Origin of the sequence: Umezawaea beigongshangensis (genome assembly GCF_016464305.1) — a bacterium.
In the GTDB taxonomy this organism is placed as follows: Bacteria; Actinomycetota; Actinomycetes; order Mycobacteriales; family Pseudonocardiaceae; genus Umezawaea_A; species Umezawaea_A beigongshangensis.
Genome location: NZ_JAEIOJ010000014.1, coordinates 31,773 through 50,314, shown reverse-complemented (window position 1 = coordinate 50,314; position 18,542 = coordinate 31,773). Strand labels below are relative to the sequence as shown.

22 protein-coding genes and 1 tRNA gene are annotated in these 18,542 nt (G+C 70.5%); 3 read left to right on the top strand and 20 right to left on the bottom strand.

Annotation, left to right across the window (positions count from 1 at the left end; genetic code table 11):
- Nucleotides 1-40: 40 nt before the first annotated feature.
- The 3 genes from IMZ35_RS26215 to IMZ35_RS26205 all read left to right on the top strand — a co-directional run bounded on the left by IMZ35_RS26215 (nt 41) and on the right by IMZ35_RS26205 (nt 2,092).
- Complete coding sequence (locus IMZ35_RS26215) at nt 41-697, top strand: response regulator (RefSeq protein ID WP_199443864.1); 657 nt, start codon at nt 41-43, stop codon at nt 695-697.
- A gap of 11 nt (nt 698-708) precedes the next feature.
- On the top strand, nt 709-1,833 hold the full coding sequence (locus IMZ35_RS26210; protein WP_307868808.1) for a sensor histidine kinase: 1,125 nt from the start codon (nt 709-711) through the stop codon (nt 1,831-1,833).
- Between the two features lie 185 nt (nt 1,834-2,018).
- Nucleotides 2,019-2,092: transfer RNA gene (locus IMZ35_RS26205), tRNA-Pro, on the top strand.
- 82 nt (nt 2,093-2,174) lie between these two features.
- Here the strand turns inward: IMZ35_RS26205 and IMZ35_RS26200 are convergent.
- The 20 genes from IMZ35_RS26200 to IMZ35_RS26105 all read right to left on the bottom strand — a co-directional run bounded on the left by IMZ35_RS26200 (nt 2,175) and on the right by IMZ35_RS26105 (nt 18,181).
- On the bottom strand, nt 2,175-3,386 hold the full coding sequence (locus tag IMZ35_RS26200) for a tyrosine-type recombinase/integrase (RefSeq protein ID WP_199443862.1): 1,212 nt from the start codon (nt 3,384-3,386) through the stop codon (nt 2,175-2,177).
- A 358-nt stretch (nt 3,387-3,744) separates the two neighbouring features.
- Nucleotides 3,745-5,292: a YfjI family protein gene (locus IMZ35_RS26195; RefSeq protein WP_199443861.1), complete on the bottom strand. Its 1,548-nt coding sequence runs from the start codon at nt 5,290-5,292 to the stop codon at nt 3,745-3,747.
- Between the two features lie 49 nt (nt 5,293-5,341).
- On the bottom strand, nt 5,342-6,310 hold the full coding sequence (locus IMZ35_RS26190; protein ID WP_199443860.1) for a bifunctional DNA primase/polymerase: 969 nt from the start codon (nt 6,308-6,310) through the stop codon (nt 5,342-5,344).
- Nucleotides 6,307-6,543, bottom strand: coding sequence for a hypothetical protein (locus IMZ35_RS26185; RefSeq protein WP_199443859.1), 237 nt, complete (start codon nt 6,541-6,543; stop codon nt 6,307-6,309). The genes IMZ35_RS26190 and IMZ35_RS26185 overlap by 4 nt, the downstream gene beginning before the upstream one ends.
- Nucleotides 6,544-6,566: 23 nt before the next feature.
- Entirely contained in the window at nt 6,567-8,270 is a 1,704-nt protein-coding gene (locus IMZ35_RS26180; RefSeq protein WP_199443858.1) for a DNA cytosine methyltransferase, read from the bottom strand.
- Complete coding sequence (locus IMZ35_RS26175; RefSeq protein ID WP_307868805.1) at nt 8,270-8,896, bottom strand: GGDEF domain-containing protein; 627 nt, start codon at nt 8,894-8,896, stop codon at nt 8,270-8,272. The genes IMZ35_RS26180 and IMZ35_RS26175 overlap by 1 nt, the downstream gene beginning before the upstream one ends.
- Nucleotides 8,897-8,993: 97 nt before the next feature.
- Nucleotides 8,994-9,845 (bottom strand): hypothetical protein, encoded by an 852-nt coding sequence (locus IMZ35_RS26170; protein WP_199443857.1) that lies wholly within the window; start codon nt 9,843-9,845, stop codon nt 8,994-8,996.
- A gap of 58 nt (nt 9,846-9,903) precedes the next feature.
- Nucleotides 9,904-10,398: a zinc metalloprotease gene (locus IMZ35_RS26165; RefSeq protein WP_199443856.1), complete on the bottom strand. Its 495-nt coding sequence runs from the start codon at nt 10,396-10,398 to the stop codon at nt 9,904-9,906.
- A 46-nt stretch (nt 10,399-10,444) separates the two neighbouring features.
- Complete coding sequence (locus tag IMZ35_RS26160; RefSeq protein ID WP_199443855.1) at nt 10,445-10,933, bottom strand: Pycsar system effector family protein; 489 nt, start codon at nt 10,931-10,933, stop codon at nt 10,445-10,447.
- 222 nt (nt 10,934-11,155) lie between these two features.
- On the bottom strand, nt 11,156-13,156 hold the full coding sequence (gene traB / locus IMZ35_RS26155; RefSeq protein ID WP_199443854.1) for a plasmid transfer protein TraB: 2,001 nt from the start codon (nt 13,154-13,156) through the stop codon (nt 11,156-11,158).
- Nucleotides 13,157-13,229: 73 nt separating this feature from the next.
- Nucleotides 13,230-13,586: a plasmid transfer protein TraA gene (gene traA / locus IMZ35_RS26150; protein WP_199443853.1), complete on the bottom strand. Its 357-nt coding sequence runs from the start codon at nt 13,584-13,586 to the stop codon at nt 13,230-13,232.
- 113 nt (nt 13,587-13,699) lie between these two features.
- Complete coding sequence (locus tag IMZ35_RS26145; RefSeq protein WP_199443852.1) at nt 13,700-14,572, bottom strand: hypothetical protein; 873 nt, start codon at nt 14,570-14,572, stop codon at nt 13,700-13,702.
- Entirely contained in the window at nt 14,572-14,850 is a 279-nt protein-coding gene (locus tag IMZ35_RS26140) for a hypothetical protein (protein ID WP_199443851.1), read from the bottom strand. Before IMZ35_RS26140 ends, IMZ35_RS26145 begins: the two co-directional genes overlap by 1 nt.
- Entirely contained in the window at nt 14,850-15,401 is a 552-nt protein-coding gene (locus IMZ35_RS26135; protein WP_199443850.1) for a hypothetical protein, read from the bottom strand. The genes IMZ35_RS26140 and IMZ35_RS26135 overlap by 1 nt, the downstream gene beginning before the upstream one ends.
- Complete coding sequence (locus IMZ35_RS26130; RefSeq protein WP_199443849.1) at nt 15,401-15,850, bottom strand: RRQRL motif-containing zinc-binding protein; 450 nt, start codon at nt 15,848-15,850, stop codon at nt 15,401-15,403. The genes IMZ35_RS26135 and IMZ35_RS26130 overlap by 1 nt, the downstream gene beginning before the upstream one ends.
- Nucleotides 15,847-16,248 (bottom strand): hypothetical protein, encoded by a 402-nt coding sequence (locus IMZ35_RS26125; RefSeq protein ID WP_199443848.1) that lies wholly within the window; start codon nt 16,246-16,248, stop codon nt 15,847-15,849. Before IMZ35_RS26125 ends, IMZ35_RS26130 begins: the two co-directional genes overlap by 4 nt.
- Nucleotides 16,248-16,541 (bottom strand): WhiB family transcriptional regulator, encoded by a 294-nt coding sequence (locus IMZ35_RS26120; protein WP_199443847.1) that lies wholly within the window; start codon nt 16,539-16,541, stop codon nt 16,248-16,250. Before IMZ35_RS26120 ends, IMZ35_RS26125 begins: the two co-directional genes overlap by 1 nt.
- Nucleotides 16,541-16,768 carry a helix-turn-helix transcriptional regulator gene (locus IMZ35_RS26115; RefSeq protein WP_229373277.1) on the bottom strand — a complete coding sequence of 76 codons (228 nt, stop codon included), beginning with the start codon at nt 16,766-16,768 and terminating at the stop codon, nt 16,541-16,543. The genes IMZ35_RS26120 and IMZ35_RS26115 overlap by 1 nt, the downstream gene beginning before the upstream one ends.
- Nucleotides 16,769-16,923: 155 nt before the next feature.
- The gene (locus tag IMZ35_RS26110) at nt 16,924-17,691 is read right to left on the bottom strand and encodes a GntR family transcriptional regulator (protein WP_199443846.1); all 768 of its coding nucleotides are present in this window, start codon (nt 17,689-17,691) and stop codon (nt 16,924-16,926) included.
- Nucleotides 17,692-17,758: 67 nt separating this feature from the next.
- Complete coding sequence (locus IMZ35_RS26105; RefSeq protein ID WP_229373276.1) at nt 17,759-18,181, bottom strand: TIGR03668 family PPOX class F420-dependent oxidoreductase; 423 nt, start codon at nt 18,179-18,181, stop codon at nt 17,759-17,761.
- Nucleotides 18,182-18,542: the final 361 nt, after the last annotated feature.

Genomic DNA, 18,542 nt, shown 5'->3' with positions numbered 1-18,542 from the left:
CCTCCTCCGGCCGCTAGTTTCGGTCGGGGAGGGAGGGCTCGTGGCCGTTCGACTGGTGCTCGCGGACGACGAGGCGCTGCTGCGCCGCGGCCTGCGCGTGCTCCTCCAGTCCGACGGCAGGGTCGAGGTCGTCGGCGAGGCCGGCGACGGCACCGAACTGCTCGACGTCGTGCGGCGGCACCGCCCCGACGTCGTCCTCGTCGACGTGCAGATGCCCGGCGTCGACGGCCTCGAGGCCCTGCGCCGGATGCGGTCCTGGCGCGACCCGCCGGTCGTCGCCGTCCTCACCACGTTCGACCTCGACGACTACGTCGCCTCCGCCCTCGACCTGGGAGCCCGCGGCTTCCTGCTCAAGGACGCCGAGCCGGACGCCCTCGTGCGCGCCGTGGTCGACCTCGCCGCGGGCGGCGCAGTCCTCGACCCCCGCATCGCCGCACGGCTGCTGCCGCGCCTGCGCGGAGCCGGGGGAGGACTGCGGCAGAACCACCTCCTGCAAGCGCTGAGCACCCGCGAGCGGCAGGTGCTGCTGCTCGTCGCCAGCGGCATGTCCAACAGCGCCATCGCCGCACGGCTGCGCCTGAGCGAGGCGACCGTGAAGAGCTACGTCTCCACCGTGCTCACCAAGCTGGGCGTGGAGAACCGCGTGCAGGCTGCGCTCGTGGCCCACCGCGTGAACGGCGAGGCCACGACGTGGTGACCGGCAGAGCCGTGGCGCGAGAGGTCCTGACCGTCGGGATCGCGGTCGCGACCGTGCTCCTCGTGCCCAGCGTCGCGTTCCCGTGGTCCCAGCCGTTCGCCCTCGTCGCCTGCGCGGCGCTGCCGCTGCGCCTGCGCTGGCCGTGGCTGGCCGCCCTGCTCTGCCTCCCCGCCGTGGCGGGAGGCGTCGGCTGGACCCCGTCCCTCGTGGCCCTCTACCGCGTGGGACGCACCGCGCGGCACGTGACCGCGACAGCGACCTGGGCGGCCACCGTGTCCGCCGCCGCGGCGGCCCCCGTGCTGCTGCTCCAGGACCTCCCCCCGAACACCGCGTTCCTGACCGTCCTGTTCACCACCGGAGCCGCCGCGGCCCCGGCGGTCCTGGGCGCCCTGGTCGCCACCCGCGAGGACCTCTCGGAGTGCCTGGCCGAGGTGCGCAGGGCGAAGGCGGCCGAGATCGAGGCGAGAGAGCAGATCGCCCGCGCGTCCGAGCGAACGCGCATCGGACGAGAGATCCACGACGCCGTGGGCCACCACGCCACCCTGATAGCGGTGGAGGCGGCCGCCCTGGCCGCCACGACCCGCGAGGAGCACACCAGGAGCGCCGCGCTGCGCGTCCGGGGCCTGGCGAAGGAGTCGTTGGCGGAGATGCGCACCGCGCTGGGACTGCTGAACGCGCCGGGGGACCCGGCGCAGGGGTACGAGGACCTGCCCAGCCTGGTGAACCGCGCGCGGGCGGCGGGCATGCCGGTAAAACTGGTGTCCACAGAGGACCTGTCCCTGTCGTCCGCTGTCGGCAGAGCGGCGTTCCGCGTGGTCCAGGAAGCGCTGACGAACGTGACGAGGCACGCTCCGGGAGCCGCCGTGACCGTCAAGGTCCTCAGGGCGGGCAACACCCTGGAGGTGTCGGTGGTGAACGGCCCGGCACCCGAGGACCCCGGCGCCGACACCGGCGGAGGCACGGGCCTGCACGGCCTGCACGAGCGCGTCCGCTCCCTGGGCGGCACGCTGAGAGCCGAGCCCCGCCCCGACGGGGGCTTCGCCGTGAACGCGGTCCTACCGGTTGGTAGTGCTTCGAAAGTTGGCGAGGGCGACTCGACTTTCGGCGGTGGTCCGGTCGACTCGGTGACCGCATAGTGGTGGGTGTCGGTCGGGAGTCTCGGGGGAGCGTGTCAGGCCGGAGGGGAAGCGGGGGCCCGTACGTGCGGGTCCCCGCTGTTCGTGCAGGTCAAGGTGGGTTGTGCGGTTTTGTGGGGGCCCGTGTCGGGGGTCGGTTGCGGGTGCGTTAAGCTGTTCACGCACACCACAACGGGGTGTGTGGCCGGGACGTGGCGCAGCTTGGTAGCGCACTTGACTGGGGGTCAAGGGGTCGCAGGTTCGAATCCTGTCGTCCCGACGGTCTGAAACAGCCCGCTGATCTAGCCATAATGGCAGGTCAGCGGGCTGTTTCGTGTTCAGGTGTCGATCTTGCTCATGATCTACACCACGCGTAGTTGTGGACCATCTGTGGACCGTTGCAGGTGTCGGGACAGCAGTTCGCCCGCGTCGGTGACCGATCGGCGGTCCGGGTGCAGGTACCGCTGCGTCGTGGTCAGCGACCCGTGTCCGGCGATGCGCTGGAGGTGGTGGACGGGCACGCCGGCGTCGGCCATCCACGTGAGCCCGGTGTGGCGCAGGTCGTGGCGGCGCAGCTGTTCGTAGCCGAGCTGGTTGACCACCTCATCCCAGTGGGTGGCGTCCCGCAGCACCGCCGTGCTGATGCGTCCGCCGCGGGGACCGGTGAACAGCCGCGCGTCGGCGGTCCCGTCCGTTTCGGCAATCCGGCGCTGTACGAGTTCGCGGATTTCCGCGACGATCGGCACCCGTCGGGCGCGTTTTCCCTTGGTGCCCTTGTCGATGAGACCGCCGGGGCCGCTGGTGGTCTGTCGTCGCACGTTCCACGTCCACTCGGTGGTGTCGAGGTCCTTCACGCGGCATCCGGAGACCTCGCCGATGCGGGCGGCTGTGCAGGCGGCGAACAGCACGACGTCGTGCCATCCCGCGTAGTTGTTGGTGGATCTGGCCACCAGGGCGTCGGCGAGGCGGGTGAGGGCGGCCCAGTCCGTCAGGGCGAGCGAGCGGGGGTCGTCGAGTTCGTCTTCGGCACGGGCGTACTCGCGTTGCCAGCCGGTGATCCGCGCCGGGTTCTTGTCGATGAGGTCGTCGCGCAATGCCTGTTCCATGACGCGCACGAGCACGGCGATGCTGTTCTTGACGACGGATCGCCCGTGCTCGTCGGCGATCCAGCTGTGCACCGCACGGTCCACCACGCCGTGGGTGACCATCTGGACGGGGATGTGCCCGATGGTGGGCACCACGCGCTTGCGCCATCCGGCCAGGTAGGGATCGGTGGTCTTGGCCTCCAGGCCACGCAGGGCGAGCGGCATGTTGGCGTTGCCGTACTCGGCGAGCGTCATGGTCCCCGCGGTGGGGTCGACTCCGCCGGCGGCGATCTGCCTCATGAGCACGATCCACGCCTCCGCCTGTTCCTCGGTGGCGCAGGACTCGGACGCGGTGTCACGGCGGCCGGTGGTGGGGTCCTTCCAGCGCACTCGGGCGCGGTAGGGCGTGGGGCGGTTCGGCAGGTGCTCGATGTCCGACGACAGGCGGACACCGAGGGGTGGGCGTCGGGGCTTGCTGGACGTGCTCACGGGGCCTGCCTCCTCAGGGGCTCCGCAGAATCCGCAGAATCCGCAGAATTCCCCTATAGACGTTGTTTGTGCTGGTCACGACGGTTTGGGGTGATCATGGAGTCGGCTCCGCAGAATCCCGCAGTATTCCGCAGAATTCGGGGTGCCGTGTTCGGCCGGTCACGGGCTGTGGTGGTGGGTGGTGCTCGTGACGGTCGTGGCGGGCTGGGCCTCGCGCGGGCGGGCGGCGCGGCGGGGTAATTCTGCGGAATATTGCGGAATTCTGCGGAATTGATCTTGTTTGGAGCTGCACCGTGCTTGACCTGCGAAAACGTGCCCGGCGGGGTAATTCTGCGGATTCTGCGGATTGTGCGGAGCCTCATGGGGTTCCCTCCGCGCGGTGGGTGGGGTGGGCGTAGTAGGTCGGGGAGGGGCGGCGGCCGGGGCCGGTGCGGTCGGGTGCGGGGGCGAGCTGGATGTGGCCGTGCTGTTCGAGGACTTCCAGGGCGGGGGTGAGGTCGGTGACCTTGCGGAACTGGCCGCGGTTGAGGGCGCTGAAGACCTCGCGGACGGTGAAGGAGGTGGGGCGGGTGCGCTTGATCCAGGTCAGCACCGTGCGGGCGGCTTCGACGGCGGGGTCGGCGCCCATGCGGTCGAAGGCGGCGAGGGCGTGGCCGGCGGCGTAGTCGGTGAGTTGCTTGGCGGCGGTGAAGGTGCTGGTGGTGATGGCTCCGGCCCAGGTGGTGGGGTTGTGGGCGAGGTGGAGCAGGGCGGCGATGCGGGCGGTGAGTCCGGCTTGTTTGCCGCCCCAGTCCCCCAGGTGTGCCCAGGAGCCGGTGTCGGGGTGGAGGCGGGGTTCGATTTCGTCTTGCAGGTCGGCCATGAGGTCGTCTGCGTCGGGTGTGAAGGGCAGGACGGCGGGGTCGGTCCAGTCGGCGAGTTCGCGCACGAGGGAGCGCAGCCGGGTGTCGTAGGCGTCGGCGACCGCGTCGGGGACGGCGGGTGGGCGGGACAGGCGGCTGCCGACGGTGTTGACGGGCAGAGAGAACATGATCCGGGCCAGCAGCCCGGTTCCCCGGAAGGTGTCGTTGGCGGCCAGGCCGTCGAGGATGGCGGGCTGCACGGTCAGGCCCAGGGTGATGGCGGGTTCCTCCACCGCGGTGGCCTCGCGGCCTTGGCGGTCGACTAGGTGCAGGTCTCCGGCGTGGCCTTTGAGGAAGACGTCGAGGTTGGGGGTGCCGGAGTAGCGCCCGGCGAGGGTGGCGAACAGGCCGCCTTCGGCTGAGAGGACGGCGATGCGTCCGCCGTGGTCGGCCAGCAGTGTGGCGACGGCTTCGGGTGTGGCGTCGTCGGCGATGAGGCGGGGTTTGATGGGGATGGCGGTGCGGTCGACTTCCATCGCGGCGTTCACGGCGGCTTCCAGCGCGCTGTCGCGGGAGTCGCGGTCGGCTGACAGCGCGGCCTTCTCCGCGCGTCCGGCCAGTTCCTCCGCCGCCCGGTGGGCGATGCGCGCGGCCTCGATCGCGACCTTGGCCTCGTCGACCAGTTCCCGCTCCACGGCGCGGATGGGTCGGGTCATGGCTTTGAACACCGCTGACTTGCGTGATGCCGGGGGCAGGACGACGACGGTGTAGAGGTTGACCGGTTCGTCCCAGCCGGGTCGGACCTGCACGCGGACCCGTCCGCCGGCGGCGGTGGACAGCGCGACGAGTGCGAGGCACCCGGCGAGGTCGGGCGGGGTTTGGGTGGCGTCGGCGACGGCGGCGACGTGGTCGGCGACCCAGTCGGGGAAGGCGTCGACCGGGAAGGCCGGGACGACCCGCCCGCCGCCCAGCGGCACCGGCGCCTCCCACTCGGGAGCGGGGGTGCCGCTGGTGTCGCCAGGGGTGGTGGTGGGGACGGCGTGCAGCGGGCGGGCGGTGGTCATGCTCGGGCCTTTCCGAGGATCGTGCCTGCGGCGTCATCGGCGGGGACGGTCATCGCGCAGCCCGGTGTGTCGGGACGGTGCGGGGGTCGCTGGCACCGATGCGCAGGCCGTTGGCGATGGTGCGGCGGATCTTGGATTCGGTGCAGTCGCAGCGGTTGTTGAGCATGTGGGCGGCGGCTGCGTAGAGGTGGGATTCGGCTGTACCCGAGGGCAGGGTTCCGGCGCCGACGAGTTGCCCGAGGGCGACCGCGGCGGCGAACAGGGTCCGGTCGTGCGCCCCTGGTTGAGCCGCTGCGACCCGGTCGCGCTCACCCCGAAGTGCTGCGTCCACGTAGGAGTTCATCCGCTCTGCGGGCGGCAGAACGGGCGCTGAGATGGCCGTGCGCGGCTTGGGAGTCAGTGCCTGGACCAACCAGGTGGGCAGTTCGGCAGGAGGCCGCTCATCCAAGATCGTGTAAGCGCCGTCGGGGGTGGTGGAGCCCGCGGCGACGACGTAGCCGCCGCCGGCGCGGGTGTCGACCTTCCACCCGAGTCCGCTGCCGGTGTCGCCCTCGGTGTTGCGCAGCTGCACACCGGGCGGTGCGGTGAAGTAGAGGTGTGAGCCGCCGCGGGCGGTGCGCACGGTGAACGTCTCCCACGGCACGGGTTTCCCGGCCTGCTCGCAGAGGCTGACGAACACGTCGTGCCCGTCGGCGATTCCCTCTCGGGTCCAGCCGGGGGTGGGCACGTCGGCGGGTGACTTCGGCGTGTCCAGGTCGACCACGACCAGTCCTGCCGGGCCGGTGGCGATGCCGATGTTGAACGCGGCGGTCGACCAGGCGCGGTGGATGCGGTCGGGGTCGGTGGTGGCGCGCTGCTCCCACCCGAGGTGTCCGGTCGTGCAGGGGCCGGTGCGGGGGCAGGACTTCTCGCCGTGCAGGGCGGGGATCTTGCTGCCGGGACGCAGCGGGAAGACGTGCCACCCTCGCGCGGCGGCGTCCAGAGCGGCGGCGAGCGCGGTCTTGGCGGTCTTGTTCATCGCGCACCTGCACTCATGCGACGGACTTGGCCGGGCAGGCGCTTGGCGGTGCAGATCAGGGCGGCGGCGAGCAGGTGCGCGGCGATGCGGGCGGCTTCGCGGGGTTGCAGTGCGACGTCGGCGCGACGGTCGGGGTCGTGGTAGGTCTCGACGTCGAGCCAGACGTTCCATCCGGCCCAGCCGGAGACGCTGACGCGGACATCGCCACCGGTAGCCGGTTCGGTGGTGGGCATGGTGGGTCTCCTCCGGATTGTGGTCAGAGCACGGCGGCGAGGGCGGTGGCGAGCCATTGGGCGACGTTGGAGCTGACGGCGTTTCCGGCCTGCATGGTCTGTTCGCCGCCGTTGCCCAGGACGGTGTAGGCGCGGGGGAAGCGTTGTGCGGCGAGGTGTTCGCGGGGCTTCAACATGCGGAAGCGGACGGCGTCGATGTCGACGGCGGGGTGCATCAGGCCGTGCTGTTCGCGGGTGGCCACCGTGGACACCGGTTCCCGGTCGGCGCGGTGGGGTTTCGCGCCGCGCCGGTAGGGGATGACGAGTGCGTGGTTGCCGCCGGTGGCGGTGATCGCGCCGAGCGGGGTGCCGACCGGCTTGACCTTGGAGGGGTCGTGTCCGCCGTAGTTCTTGACGTAGAACGCGCCGTCGGGCACGACCAGGCCGTGGTGACGCCCGCCCGCGGTCACGGTGGACAGCGGATGCTGGGTCGGGCGGGCGGTGGAGCCGCCGCCACGCAGTTCGGCGACGAACGGCGCGACGGCGATGCCGTCGCCGATCTTCGTGGTGCGCGAGGGCAGCGGGCGCTCGTCGACGAGGTAGGCGCGGGCGTCGTCGTGGTTGACGCTGACCATGACCGGCGGGCAGATGAGGGCTTCGGTGTCGCGGGTGGTGCGGGTGCGCATCGGAGTGTCGACAGAGCTGGGGGTGTCGTTCCAGGTGCCGCCGGCCGGGGACAGGAACGGCGGGACGGCCACGCCGTCGCCGGGGGTGCCGGTGCGAGCCATGACCGGTAATTCCAGGGCGGGCCAGGCGCGGACGTAGTCCGAGCCGGGGCGCTCCCAGGTGTTGCCGCCCGCCGCCGCGACGACGGGTTGGGCGAACATCGCCAGGCCGGTGCGGATGCGCCGCATGGTCTTCTCCGCCAGCGGGCGGGCGCGCTCCCCGATCAGGGTGCCCTGATCGGTCCAGTCGATCGCGGCGGCGGCCGGGAGGACGTAGGGCTCCACGATCGCGTGGCGGCAGGTGGTGTTGGGGCAGCGGTAGACGTACTGCTGCCCGTACTTGCCGATGCGGCGGCGGTCGGGGCGCTTCCAGGATTGCACGGCGGGTGCGGTCTGGTCGCACACCGCGCAGTGGGCCAAGGGGCGCGGGGCGACGTCGGGCAGCGCGATGCCCTTGCGGGTGAAGACCATGTACAACCTGTCGCGCCACTGCGGGGCGTGCGGGTTGGTCTCGTCGCCGATGTGCGCCGAGCTCACCGAGACGAACTGGACGTTGTAGCCGAGCTGGACCATGCCGCTGACCCACCAGTCGAACAGTTCCCAGTCGCTGGCCACGTTGGTCACGTTCTCGACGAGCACGGCCTTGTAGCGGTGCACCTCGGTGGCGCGGATGACGTCGTGGAACGTTGCCCGCGTCCGGTCCAGCCCGTCCGAGCTGGCCGTCCCTTCCTCGTTCGCGGACTGGAGCAGGTCGAGCTGCCCTCGGGTGCGCTTGCGTCCGCCGGCGGGGCTGATCTCGGTGCAGATCGGGGAGGCCCACAGCACGTCCGTGGTGGGCAGGCGGCGCATGTCGTAGTTGGACACGTCGGCGCACAGGTGCTCCGCGTCGCGGAAGTTCGCGGCGTGGGTCTCGATCGCGCGGTCCCAGTGGTTCGCGGCCAGCTTCAGCTGAAACCCGGCGGCGGTCAGACCGATGGAGGAGCCTCCGGCTCCGCAGAAGATGTCGGTGAAGGTCAGGCTCATCAGGCGCTCTCCGTCGCGTTCTCGGTGCCGGTGGCGCGGCGGCGCGGTGCGGCGGGGGTGGGCAGGGTGGAGACGTGGTGGGCGTGTTTGGCGGCGTACATGGCCGCGTCGGCTCCGGCCAGCAGTGTCGAGAGGTCGAACCGCGCGGCGGGCACGGTGTGCGCGCCGACGCTGGCGGAGACGGCCAGCACCCGGCCGTCGTGCCGCTGGACGAGGTGGAAGGCCAGGGCGCGGGCGATCTCGGCGGCCCGGTCGCGGGCGGCGGCGGAAGAGGTGGTGCGGCCCAGCCAGAGGGCGAACTCGTCGCCGTGCAGCCGGATCGGGACCTCTCCGGGGCGGGTGGTGGTGGTGAGGCGGTGGGCGACGGCGCGCAGGACGTCGTCGCCCGTGCGGTGGCCGTGGGTGTCGTTGATGGACTTGAACCGGTCGAGGTCCAGCAGCAGCAGTCCCACCCGCCCGTGACGTCGGCGGGTGCGGCGGGCGAGCAGGTCGAGCACGGCGCGGTTGGGCAGGCCGGTGAGGGGGTCGGTGTGCAGCTGCTTCCACAGGGCGGCGGCGATGGTGCTGGTGGTGATCCATCCGGTGGTGCTGGTGGCGGCGAGGATCACGGCGGTGGTGGTGTTCACGGTCGCTCGTTCTCCGATCCGGGGTGGTGGTGCGGGGGCGGCCGGGCCGGGTCACCGGCCGTCCCCGCACTGCTCGTGGGATGGGGCGAGGGGTGGGTCAGACGGGCTTGGCGGGCTCGTAGCCGCCGGTGCCCATGACGGGGCAGAGCTGGGTGCCGTCGCGGTGCGACCAGGCCGGGCGGCGGCGGGAGTTGCGCTGGGCCGGGGTGAGGTCGTCGGGGGTGTGCGCGAGTGCGGCTTCTCCGCACTCGGGGCACTTGCGCACGGCCAGGGCGCGGGCTTCCTGCGCGCGTCCGGCGAGGGTGGCCAGGGTGCGGCGTAAGGAGTGCGCGGTGCGCACGGCCTGGTAGGCGGCGTGTTCGGTGTCGCGGTGCGCGGTCTGCTCGGCGGGGGTGGTGGCCTGTTCGGCGAGGCGGTGGGCGGCGTTGCGGCACGCCTCGATCAGCGAGACGAGCCGGTCGGCGATGTGGGGCAGGGCGTGGGTGGTGGAGGCCAGGGCGATGGGGTCGGTGCCGGCGCGGTGCAGCCCGAGGTTTCCCGCCTGGGTCAGGGCGCGGTCGGCGACTTCCAGGTGGTCGCGGGCGGCGACGCCGGGTGAGGAGGTGACCGCGGCGGCGGCGCGGGCGTTCCAGGCCGCGGTGTGGGTCTCCACCAGGTGGGCGCGCAGTCCTTGCAGGGTGCGGGCGGCGGCGCGGGTGGCGAGGCGGGTGCCGTGGTGTGCCTCGCCGACGGCGGCGTCCTCGGTCTGCTCGGACATCCGCCGGGCGGAGGTGGTGCAGTTGGCGACCACCTGGGCCACGCCCTTGGCCACGCCGACGAGCGGGGCGATGGTGCCGGCCAGTCCGAGGGCGGTGGCGGTTTTGAGGGTGGCGTCGGCGTCGGACGCCCGGTTGAGGGCGGTGACGGCTTCGGTGAGGGCGTCTTGAACGTGGGTGTCGCGGGTGATCACGATGGTTCTCCTCTGTGGATGGTGAGACCGAGCCGGTCGGGGCGGGGTGGTGCGGTGGTCAGCGGGTGATGTGGCGCAGTTCGCGGTCGGTGCGCAGGCGGGCGGCGAGGTCGGCGATGTGGTCCCAGTGCCGGGCCACCAGCACCTCGGCGGCGCGCTGCACCACGTGCAGGGAGGGGCGCCGCTCGCGGGGGATGCGGTTGAGGCAGTCCTGGGCGTTGGGGATGTCGCCGGTGATGTCGCGGTCAATCTCGCTCGTGTGCGCGGCGGTGAGCAGGTCGTTGTGCTGCAACCACTGCCGCTCGCCGATCAGCCCGGCGAGGCTGGCCAGCGCGGCGCCGCGGAAGCCCTCGTCGTCGGCGGAGTGCTCCATGTGCGTCAGCCCGTCGGCGCCGCCGTCGGGGGTGAGGCGGATGTGGACGCTGATGACCCGGCCGTCGGTGCGCAGCGCGCCCACGGCGTGCGCGGCCTCGTGGTGGGCGATGCGGTTGAACACCGCGTCACGGGTGCGGATGTCGGGCGGTCGTGCTGTGGCGGTGTGCGGTGCGGACACGTCGTCCTCCTGGTGGTCGTGGACGGTGCAAGCAGGTGGGTGCGGGTCAGGCGAGGGGCAGGGCGAGCAGCAGCAGCGCCCCAGCGGTGAGCAGGCTGTTGACGGCGGTGCCGATGCGGTGGTGCTTGACCAGCGCGAGGCCGGAGAGCAGGACCAGGGCGCGGGCGCGGCGGGCGAGGACCACGGCGGGGTCGGTGAACTCCTCCAGCACCGCGACGGGGTCGTAGTGGTAGGTGGCCCAGCGGGGGAACCCGGCCGCGGTGGGGTTGCTGCTGATGCGGGAGCGCAGCACCAGCAGCAGCACGACCACCGCCACGCCGGCGGGCAACAGCGCCAGGTGCAGCAGCAGCACCGCGGGCGTGGCGATGTCGGCGGTGCGCGTCAGGGCGACGAGCCCGGCCAGGGCGGCACCGAACAGGCCCAGCAGCCCGGTGGCCTTGGTGTCGGCGCGGCGCAGTTCGTCGTGGACGTCGGCGAGTTCGGCGGTGAGGGTGTCGGCGGCGTGCTGGTCGGCGGGGATCGCGATGAAGTCCACGACCGTCTCCTCCACAGGTCGGTGACGCTGCGTAGCGTCAGATGGGTGTGCGGGGTCGCGCCGAGGACCTGGGAGTGGTCGTCAGCTTCTGTCAGAACGGTGGTGCGGATGCGGGTTTCGCGCGCGCACGCGTACGCGCGCACGTGCGCGCACGCGTTGGGCGGGAGTGCGGGGGTGTCTGACGTCAGGTGACGTCAGACGCGCCCATCACACCCGCGCCTGTCACGCTGCGTCACACAGGGGCAGGCGGTAGAGCGTGGCGTTGCCGTCGGTGCCCGCCTCGTGCAGGTGGCCCTCGCGGGCCAGGCCGGACAAGATCCCCGACAGCCACTGCCGGGTCCGCCCCAGCAGCTTCGGGTCGGGCAGGTCCCGCACCGTCAGCTCCGTGACGCCGCGCTCGGCGAGTTCCTCGATCGCGCTGCACACCATGGCGAGGGCTTCCTTGCGGGTCGGGCGCCCGCCGGGCAGGTCCATGTCGGGGTCCTCCGGCAGATCCATGTCCGGGTCGGCGTGCAGATCGGGGTCGGCGTCGGCCGGCAGCGGCTCGGGGTCGTCGTCGGCGGGGACCGGCATCCGGTCCAGGTCGCTGTGATCGGCCCGCTTCACCCGCGCACCAGAGGTCTTGGTGGCCACAGTGGATCCCTTCCCTTCACCGGTCGTGGTGGTGTTGCCGGGCTGTGCGGGCAGGCCGAGCAGCTCGGCGGTGAGGGTGTCCATCGCCGCGCGGACGCCGGCGTGCGCGTTGATGTCGGCGGTGCGCTGGGCGTCGGTGGCGGTGAAGGTGCGTGCCGGGATCGCGTAGCGGTCCTCGTCGACGTCGGGGCCTTCGAGGTAGTTGCAGCCGACCTGGCGGTTCTTCCACCGGTCTGGGCGGGCACCGGCGTCGATGACCTCATCGGAGAGGATCAGCCCGGCGTCGGCGATGTCGTTGACGCCGAAGCACAGCACCCCGTCGATCTGCGAGCGCACGTCGGTGCTCATCTGCCGGAAGCTGGGCTTCTGCAACGACAGCACCAGCGAGATCCCCGCCGAGCGGCACTCCTGAGCGATACGGGTCAGCGTGGCGGCGTCTTCCAGGACCCGGGTGGCCTCCTCGATCCACAGCACCAGGTAGGGCATCCCGTGCTCGGTGAACGCCTCGGGCACCCACTCGTCGTAACCCCACTTGCCCAGCTGGTCGGCCCGGCCGGTGATGGTGTCCGGGACGCGGTCCACCAGCCGCTGGCAGGCTTGCTGACCGGTGATGACGTGCGCGGAGTCGCCGAGGAAAGCCACGCTCTGCTCCCCCTTGGACGGGTCCAGCACCACGAGGTTGGCGTCACGGCGGGTGAGGATCTCCGTCCAGCAGTTCTTCGCCCCGCCGGTCTTGCCCGACCCCTTCATCCCGATCACGATCCACGTCGCGGCCTGCCGCTGTGTGGTCTTGTTGCCGGGAAAGAACATCCGCTCGGGCTCGTTGTCCTCGTACATCCCCGGCACCACCGGGGCCATGATCGAGCCACCCGGCGCGGACGGTCCAGGCCACGGCTGCGGCTTGCGCAGCACGTCGTTCGGGACGATCGCCATCGTGCCGCGCCGCAGGTCGTCGGGGTCGCCGGTGATCCGGACGGAGCCCTTGTGCAGGCCGAGGACTTGGGCGACCTTGTCGGCCTTCTCCTGCACGTCCTCGATGGACACCTCACCGGCGGGCAGTGCCAGCGGCACGGTCACCTTGTTCGGCGCCACCTGCGCCTCGCCGGTGCGGACGCGGGCGAGCTTGACCTTCTCGAACAGCCCGCCGCTTGCGTTGTCCTCGCCGCCTCGCAGGGCGCGGCGGATGTTCCACGACAGCGCCACCGCCGCACCCCCGTACAACCACAACCCCGCCAGCGGATTGGTCCAGGGAGCCTCGATCGCGCACGCCGTCATCCACCCGGTGGCCAGCAGACCGGTCGCGGTGGCGTGCACGCGGGTGATCGCCGACCGCGTACCGGCCGCCTTGTAGGCCAGGGCCGACAGGCCCGCACCGAGCAGCGTCAGCCCCGGCGTGACCCACGGCAGGTCCGGCGAGTCGGCCAGGTACAGGTGCGTGACAGCACCGGCGGGCCACGCCGCCACCATCGCCGCCCACTCCCCGGCGTACGGGGCGACGCGGGAGCCCCAGTAGTTGCGCGGGACGTAGTAGCCCATCGCCTTGTCGGTGTCCCCGCCGGTGACCGCGAGGTCGCTGTTGCGCTTGCCCATCTGCGTGGTTCCTTCCTGCTCGTCGGTACGTCTCGCGGTCACCCGGTACGGGGCCGATCGGTACGGGGGCGGGTCAGTCGTCGAACTGGAACTGGCGGCGCTGGTGGTTGCGGTTGCCCGCAGCAACCAGCTCGTCCACGTAGTGCTTGCGGAAGGCGAGGTAGGTCTTCACCACCGAGGTCTGCGCCACGACGATCGCGTCGGCGGCGGTGTGCAGGTGCCGGGCCACCAACTTGGCCCGCACACGGGAGTCCAGGCCGCCCATGTGGGGGTTGGCGGACTTGACGTACTTCAGCGCCGCTTCCAGCTCCTCCGCGCTGACGTGCAGCTCGGCGAACATCGGGCGCAGCACGTTGCGGGCGTTGCCGCAGTAGTCACGGATCTGCGAGGTGGAGAAGAACTCCGGCTCACCGAAGGTCAGCTCAGCCATCGGGGGTTCCTTCCAGGAGATGAGGGCGTGCTTCGAGCAGGGCCGGGGTTCCTGACCGACCGGGCGACGACACCCACCAGCAGCAGCGGGGGCGGGTGTCGCACCCTGGACGGTCAGGCCACCTCGACCACACGCAACGGCTGCACGACCTCGACCTCACCCGCGTCAACGTCGGTGTCGGCGGGGTCGGTGGCGAGCAGGCCGGTCTGCGCCAGCAGCTTGCGAGCACGGTCGACACCGCAACCCAGCTCACGGGCGGCGCGGCGTACCGGCACGGTGCCGTCCGCGTCGCGGGCGACCAGTTCGGGGTAGGACAGGATCGCCAGCAGTTCCTCATCGGCCCGTACCGGCTTCGGCGCGGTACGCGTACCGGACGTCACGGCCTTGCGGGCGCGGGTCGGCGTACCGGCAGGAGTACCGGTGCGCGTGGCCGTCGCCCGTACCGGCTTAGCGGTCTCGACCCGTTCGGTACGCACCACCGGGACGACCGGGGTGGGTACCGGTGCGGCGGTGGGAGGCGCGGCCGGTACGGGAGGCGCGGGCGGTGCCGGGGTCTCGGCGGAGACGGTGAGCGCGACGAGGTGGGAGAGCAGCCCGGCCAGCAGCACCGGCCCCGCACCCACCGCCACGGCCGCCAGGGTCGGCAGCGCGGGCTGCGGACGCCCCGCCTCGTCGAGCAGCGGCACGCCGTGGGCGTCGACCAGCACGGTGGTCAGGGCGTGCCAGGTGTTCAGGCCCAGTTCCATGCCACCGGCCAGCAGCAGCACCAGCCAGGCCCAGAACCGCACCGGGCCGGTGCCGTCGATGACGTAGTTCAGCGCCAGCAGCGTCGACAGCGCGAACACCGCCGCCAGCACCGCCCCGAATCCGGTGCCCAGCATCGGCGCGACCGCGGCGACCTCACCGTTGACCGTCAGCGCCAGCGCACCGCCCATCACCGCGAACAGCGCCACCTTCCGCCCCGACACCTTCGACGCGCCGGCCATCACCGCCTCCCCCGCCCACGCCTGGTGCGGCCGGTGGAGGTGATCTCCACCGGGCCGCGCCCGAGGGAGCGCAGGGTGCCGCGCACCCCGGTCCGCCACGCCGAGAGCACACCGAACAGGTACAGCCCCACCGCGGCGGTGATGCCGGGGAACCACCACGTGCCGTCCGGGGTGAGGAACCACGCCGCCAGCAGGATCACCGCGGGAGCGGCCAGCAGCCGCAGCAGCGCCCACGCCAGCACGAAGGGCAGCAGCGCCACCCGGATCAGCTGCCCCATCACGCCACCGCCGAACCCGCGCCGGCACCGCTGCCGCTGCCGTCCGAAGCGGCGGGCACGCGGACGTTGATCGCGCGGTGCTCGCAGTGCTCGCACCAGGCGTACTCGTAGACGCACTCCCCGTCGGCGCGCACGACCTGGTGACCGGAGATCCCCGGATGGCACAGGCACCGCTTCCAGCCGGTCAGGGTGTGCTCCCCGCGCTGGCAGCGCGGCGTGACGGTGCTGTGCTCGGCCTCGCCGCAGCGGCGGCAGTGCCGGGCCTGCGCCGGGCACGCCCCGGTCTCGTCGGCGGTGTGCTCCACCAGCAGCCCGTGACACCCGCAGCGCCGCCACACACCGGGGTCGTGCCCGTGCACGAGGCACACCTGCCGCGCCACGCAGCCCCCGCACAGCAGCGTCCCGTCCGGCGCCACCTTCCAGTCCATCGTGGCCAGGTGCTCCAGCGCGTCGCTCTCACAGGTGAAGTGCGGGTCCTCCACGTAGCTGTCGTCGGGTGCGGCCTGGCAGCGGTCGCACTCGACGACCACGCACAGAGTCATCTTCAGCATCAGGCAGCCCTCCTCACGGGCTCGAAGTCGTTGGTGTCGGTGGAGAAGCAGGCGGAGCACTGACGGCGCGGACCGCGCACGACGTGATCGGCCACCTGGTGGCAGGTGCGGCAGGTGCGGCGGGCACGCATCGCGGCGTCCAGCGACAGCACCCGCCCGGCGGTCATCGGCCGCACCGGCGCGGCCAGCGCCACCAGGAACAGCTCCGCCAGCTCCTCCCGCCGAAACGGCCAGCGGTGCCGGAACCACAACAGCGCCTGCGCGCCCTGCCCGTTGGGCCGCAACCCGGCCGCCCGCAACTGCCGCCTCGTTGCCAGCCCCGGCGGGACCGCGCCGGGGCGCCCGCGCCAGGCGAACACCAGCAGCCCGTCCTCGCGACCCCGGCAGAACGCGCCCTGCCCGTTCCACGGCAGCACCACCTCGCAGATCGGACGCGACAGGCCGCTCACGCCACAGCCTCCGCAGCATCCAGCGCGTCCAGCAGCGCCTGCGGCGAGATCAGCACCGGCAACGTCCAACCCGGCAGCGACAGCTCCAGCGCGGGAATCAACCGCACGATCTCCGCCAGCCCGCAGCAGTCCCACACCTCGACGTCGTCCCCGTCGACACGTGCCGTGGCCGTCAGCTTCCAGCCCGACGACAGTTCACTGATCTGCACCGAGGTACCCAGTGCCAGCGCCCACGTCGCCACCGCCCGCACCGGGCAGCCCAACGTGCGCAACTGCATCGACACCGGCGGACCGAACGAGGCGCTGTGATCCACACGCACGAACGCCACCTCCGGCGCACCGGGGTGCTCACCGAGCACACGGGCAGCGATCTCTAACCGCTCCACCAGGGCACTCATCACGCCACCGCCGCAACCGGCGCGACGGCCAGGGCAGCGGCACGGCGGGCGCGGATCATGTCCCGGCGCTCAGCCGCGGTGGTGGCGGCCACGATGCCGAACTGGTGACCGATTGGCCGCACCAGTTCGTTCTCCAGGCAGCCCACCAGCAGTGGGCAGGACCGGCAGATGCTCTTGGCACGGCTCTCCCGGAACTTGTGCTCTGCGCGGGACTCCGGCGTACGACCTGTCGCATCAGGTCGCGGACCGAACCACAGTTCCAGCTTGGTGTCCGTGCACGGAGGGGTGCTCATCAGGCCACCGCCGGCACGGCAGGGGCAGGCACCAGCGCAGCCTCCTGGCACGCCTTGATGTACTCACCGATCGCGTCCTCCGGGACGCGCAACGCACCCTTGCCGGTACCGATCTTCAGCGCCCGCAGGGCGCCGGACTCAATGGCCCGGTAGATCGTCGCGACAGAGACGTCCAGCATCTCCGCCACGGCCTTCACCCGGTGCATCCGGGTACCGTTGACCTGCATCGTTTGCTCCAAGCGTCCGATGTGTCGCCCCGGTGGTGTGCCAGCACCGCCGGGGCTCTTGCATGTGAACCCGCCAAACTTGGGTATGCAAGTGACAGTAGGGGTCTCAGCTTGGGTATGCAAGTGGTGCGATCAGGGCAACGAGAGTCGTTGCATTAGGGAACGTCGATCACGTACCTGAACGAGTACCGGTCTGTGGGCACGATCGAGTCGAGAAGCTCCAGTGCTCGCCCGTGGGAGTCATACGCAGTGCGAAGTACTCTCGCAACCGGTACGCCGTCCGGAATCCGCAGTGCCTTGGCCTCACTGGGCAGAGGGAGACGGATGTCTAGGTCTTCGATGAACTGCGTCACCCTGGTCCGAATCGGCCCATTCGGGTCCTCGATGACGCTGTGCACTCCGCCGCGGATGCGGCGCAGCTCAGCGACCGGCGTGCCCCGGAACAGCTCGGCAGGGTAGTAACCGTGGCAGAACTGCATCGGAGCGTCATCGACCACGAACAGGCGCTTGCGTGCGATGACTGGTGCTCCTTCAGGGAGTGCCAGGTGCTGCGCAACCTCTGGCGGCGCAGAGACCTCTTCGACGCTGAGCAGCCGCTGAGTCGCTGTACGTCCTTGGGACGCGGCCTCAGCGTTAAAGTTGCTGGTGCCGCTGGAGCGGTTGGTGCGGTAGTTGGCTCCGGTCAACAACATCTTCACATGAGGGCGTGGCCGTACGAACGCGCCACGCCCCTGTTCGGACACGACCAACCCTTCGGCGCGAAGCAAGGCGATCGCCTTACGTACAGTCGCTCGTGTAGTTGCGTGCTTCTCGGCGAGCTGGTTCTCCGAGGGAAGCTGCTGCTCAGGCTTGAGTTGCCCCCCAAGGATGTCCTCACGAAGCTGCTGTGCGATCCGTCTGAACGGCGGCAACGAGGATGTCATCGATCTTCCTGTCTCCTTGGGTATACAACCAAGGTTACGGGGAGTTCAGGCTTGACGTGAAGTGGGCTCAGCCCGAGTACGACCAGCCGGTCCACGTATGGATCTTGATTTGGATTACCGCTCCTACGAGCGGTATGTCTTGATACTGGACGTACTTATCGACCAACCACGATGCAAGTTCGTCATGATCTGCGCCCTCCTGAAGCACCTGGGCGATTCCGTCGGCACGCACCCACCATAGTTGTGACCAATCCAGGTCATTGTAAGCATCGGTCAATATAGAGATCTTCTGGTTTTCTATTATGTTTCGAATTCTCTTAAGATTTTTAGTACTTTTAGGTTTGTGATCGACGGCGATCGCTACTACATCATCCTTGTATGCAAAAGTAACCGGGACGATGTGCGGTTGCCTGTTATTGCCTGTTGTTGCTAACCTGGCTACTCTGCTGCCGGAAAAAGATCGTTTTGCCTGGGCTGTGGTCATTTTCATTGGACAATTTTAGCAAACTTCTCCCGCTTCGATCTTTATGCTCTGGTTGTCATTGATTTATATGGCTTAAATTTCAGGGTTGTGTAAACACTTTCGGTAAAGATGGTAGTTACTGTAAAAATGTGCGCCCCATCAATGCTGAATTGTCTGCGCCAGATGGTGGAGCTGATGGTGGCACAACTAGTCGTTCGAACTGCTCAAAGCGTTACTCTCATATGTCAACTTGTGTCCTCATCTTCCGGTTTTTGTGGAAGGAACCACTCGATCGGGTGACATCGGGGTTGCTGACTGTAACACCTGTTCGGTTGTGGCCGATCTTCAAGCAAGTGCTGACCCTGGTGGGTTGGAGTCTCAGCTGCTA

Excerpts from the sequence above, each read along its gene's own strand:
- IMZ35_RS26140 (WP_199443851.1), bottom strand. The coding sequence starts at position 14,850 with ATGGGGCAGCTGATCCGGGTGGCGCTGCTGCCCTTCGTGCTGGCGTGG.
- IMZ35_RS26145 (WP_199443852.1), bottom strand. The coding sequence starts at position 14,572 with ATGGCCGGCGCGTCGAAGGTGTCGGGGCGGAAGGTGGCGCTGTTCGCG.
- IMZ35_RS26125 (WP_199443848.1), bottom strand. The coding sequence starts at position 16,248 with ATGAGTGCCCTGGTGGAGCGGTTAGAGATCGCTGCCCGTGTGCTCGGT.
- IMZ35_RS26120 (WP_199443847.1), bottom strand. The coding sequence starts at position 16,541 with ATGAGCACCCCTCCGTGCACGGACACCAAGCTGGAACTGTGGTTCGGT.
- traB (WP_199443854.1), bottom strand. The coding sequence starts at position 13,156 with ATGGGCAAGCGCAACAGCGACCTCGCGGTCACCGGCGGGGACACCGAC.
- IMZ35_RS26195 (WP_199443861.1), bottom strand. The coding sequence starts at position 5,292 with ATGACCACCGCCCGCCCGCTGCACGCCGTCCCCACCACCACCCCTGGC.
- IMZ35_RS26105 (WP_229373276.1), bottom strand. The coding sequence starts at position 18,181 with ATGAAAATGACCACAGCCCAGGCAAAACGATCTTTTTCCGGCAGCAGA.
- IMZ35_RS26135 (WP_199443850.1), bottom strand. The coding sequence starts at position 15,401 with ATGCTGAAGATGACTCTGTGCGTGGTCGTCGAGTGCGACCGCTGCCAG.
- IMZ35_RS26180 (WP_199443858.1), bottom strand. The coding sequence starts at position 8,270 with ATGAGCCTGACCTTCACCGACATCTTCTGCGGAGCCGGAGGCTCCTCC.
- IMZ35_RS26185 (WP_199443859.1), bottom strand. The coding sequence starts at position 6,543 with ATGCCCACCACCGAACCGGCTACCGGTGGCGATGTCCGCGTCAGCGTC.
- IMZ35_RS26190 (WP_199443860.1), bottom strand. The coding sequence starts at position 6,310 with ATGAACAAGACCGCCAAGACCGCGCTCGCCGCCGCTCTGGACGCCGCC.
- IMZ35_RS26115 (WP_229373277.1), bottom strand. The coding sequence starts at position 16,768 with ATGCAGGTCAACGGTACCCGGATGCACCGGGTGAAGGCCGTGGCGGAG.
- IMZ35_RS26110 (WP_199443846.1), bottom strand. The coding sequence starts at position 17,691 with ATGACATCCTCGTTGCCGCCGTTCAGACGGATCGCACAGCAGCTTCGT.
- traA (WP_199443853.1), bottom strand. The coding sequence starts at position 13,586 with ATGGCTGAGCTGACCTTCGGTGAGCCGGAGTTCTTCTCCACCTCGCAG.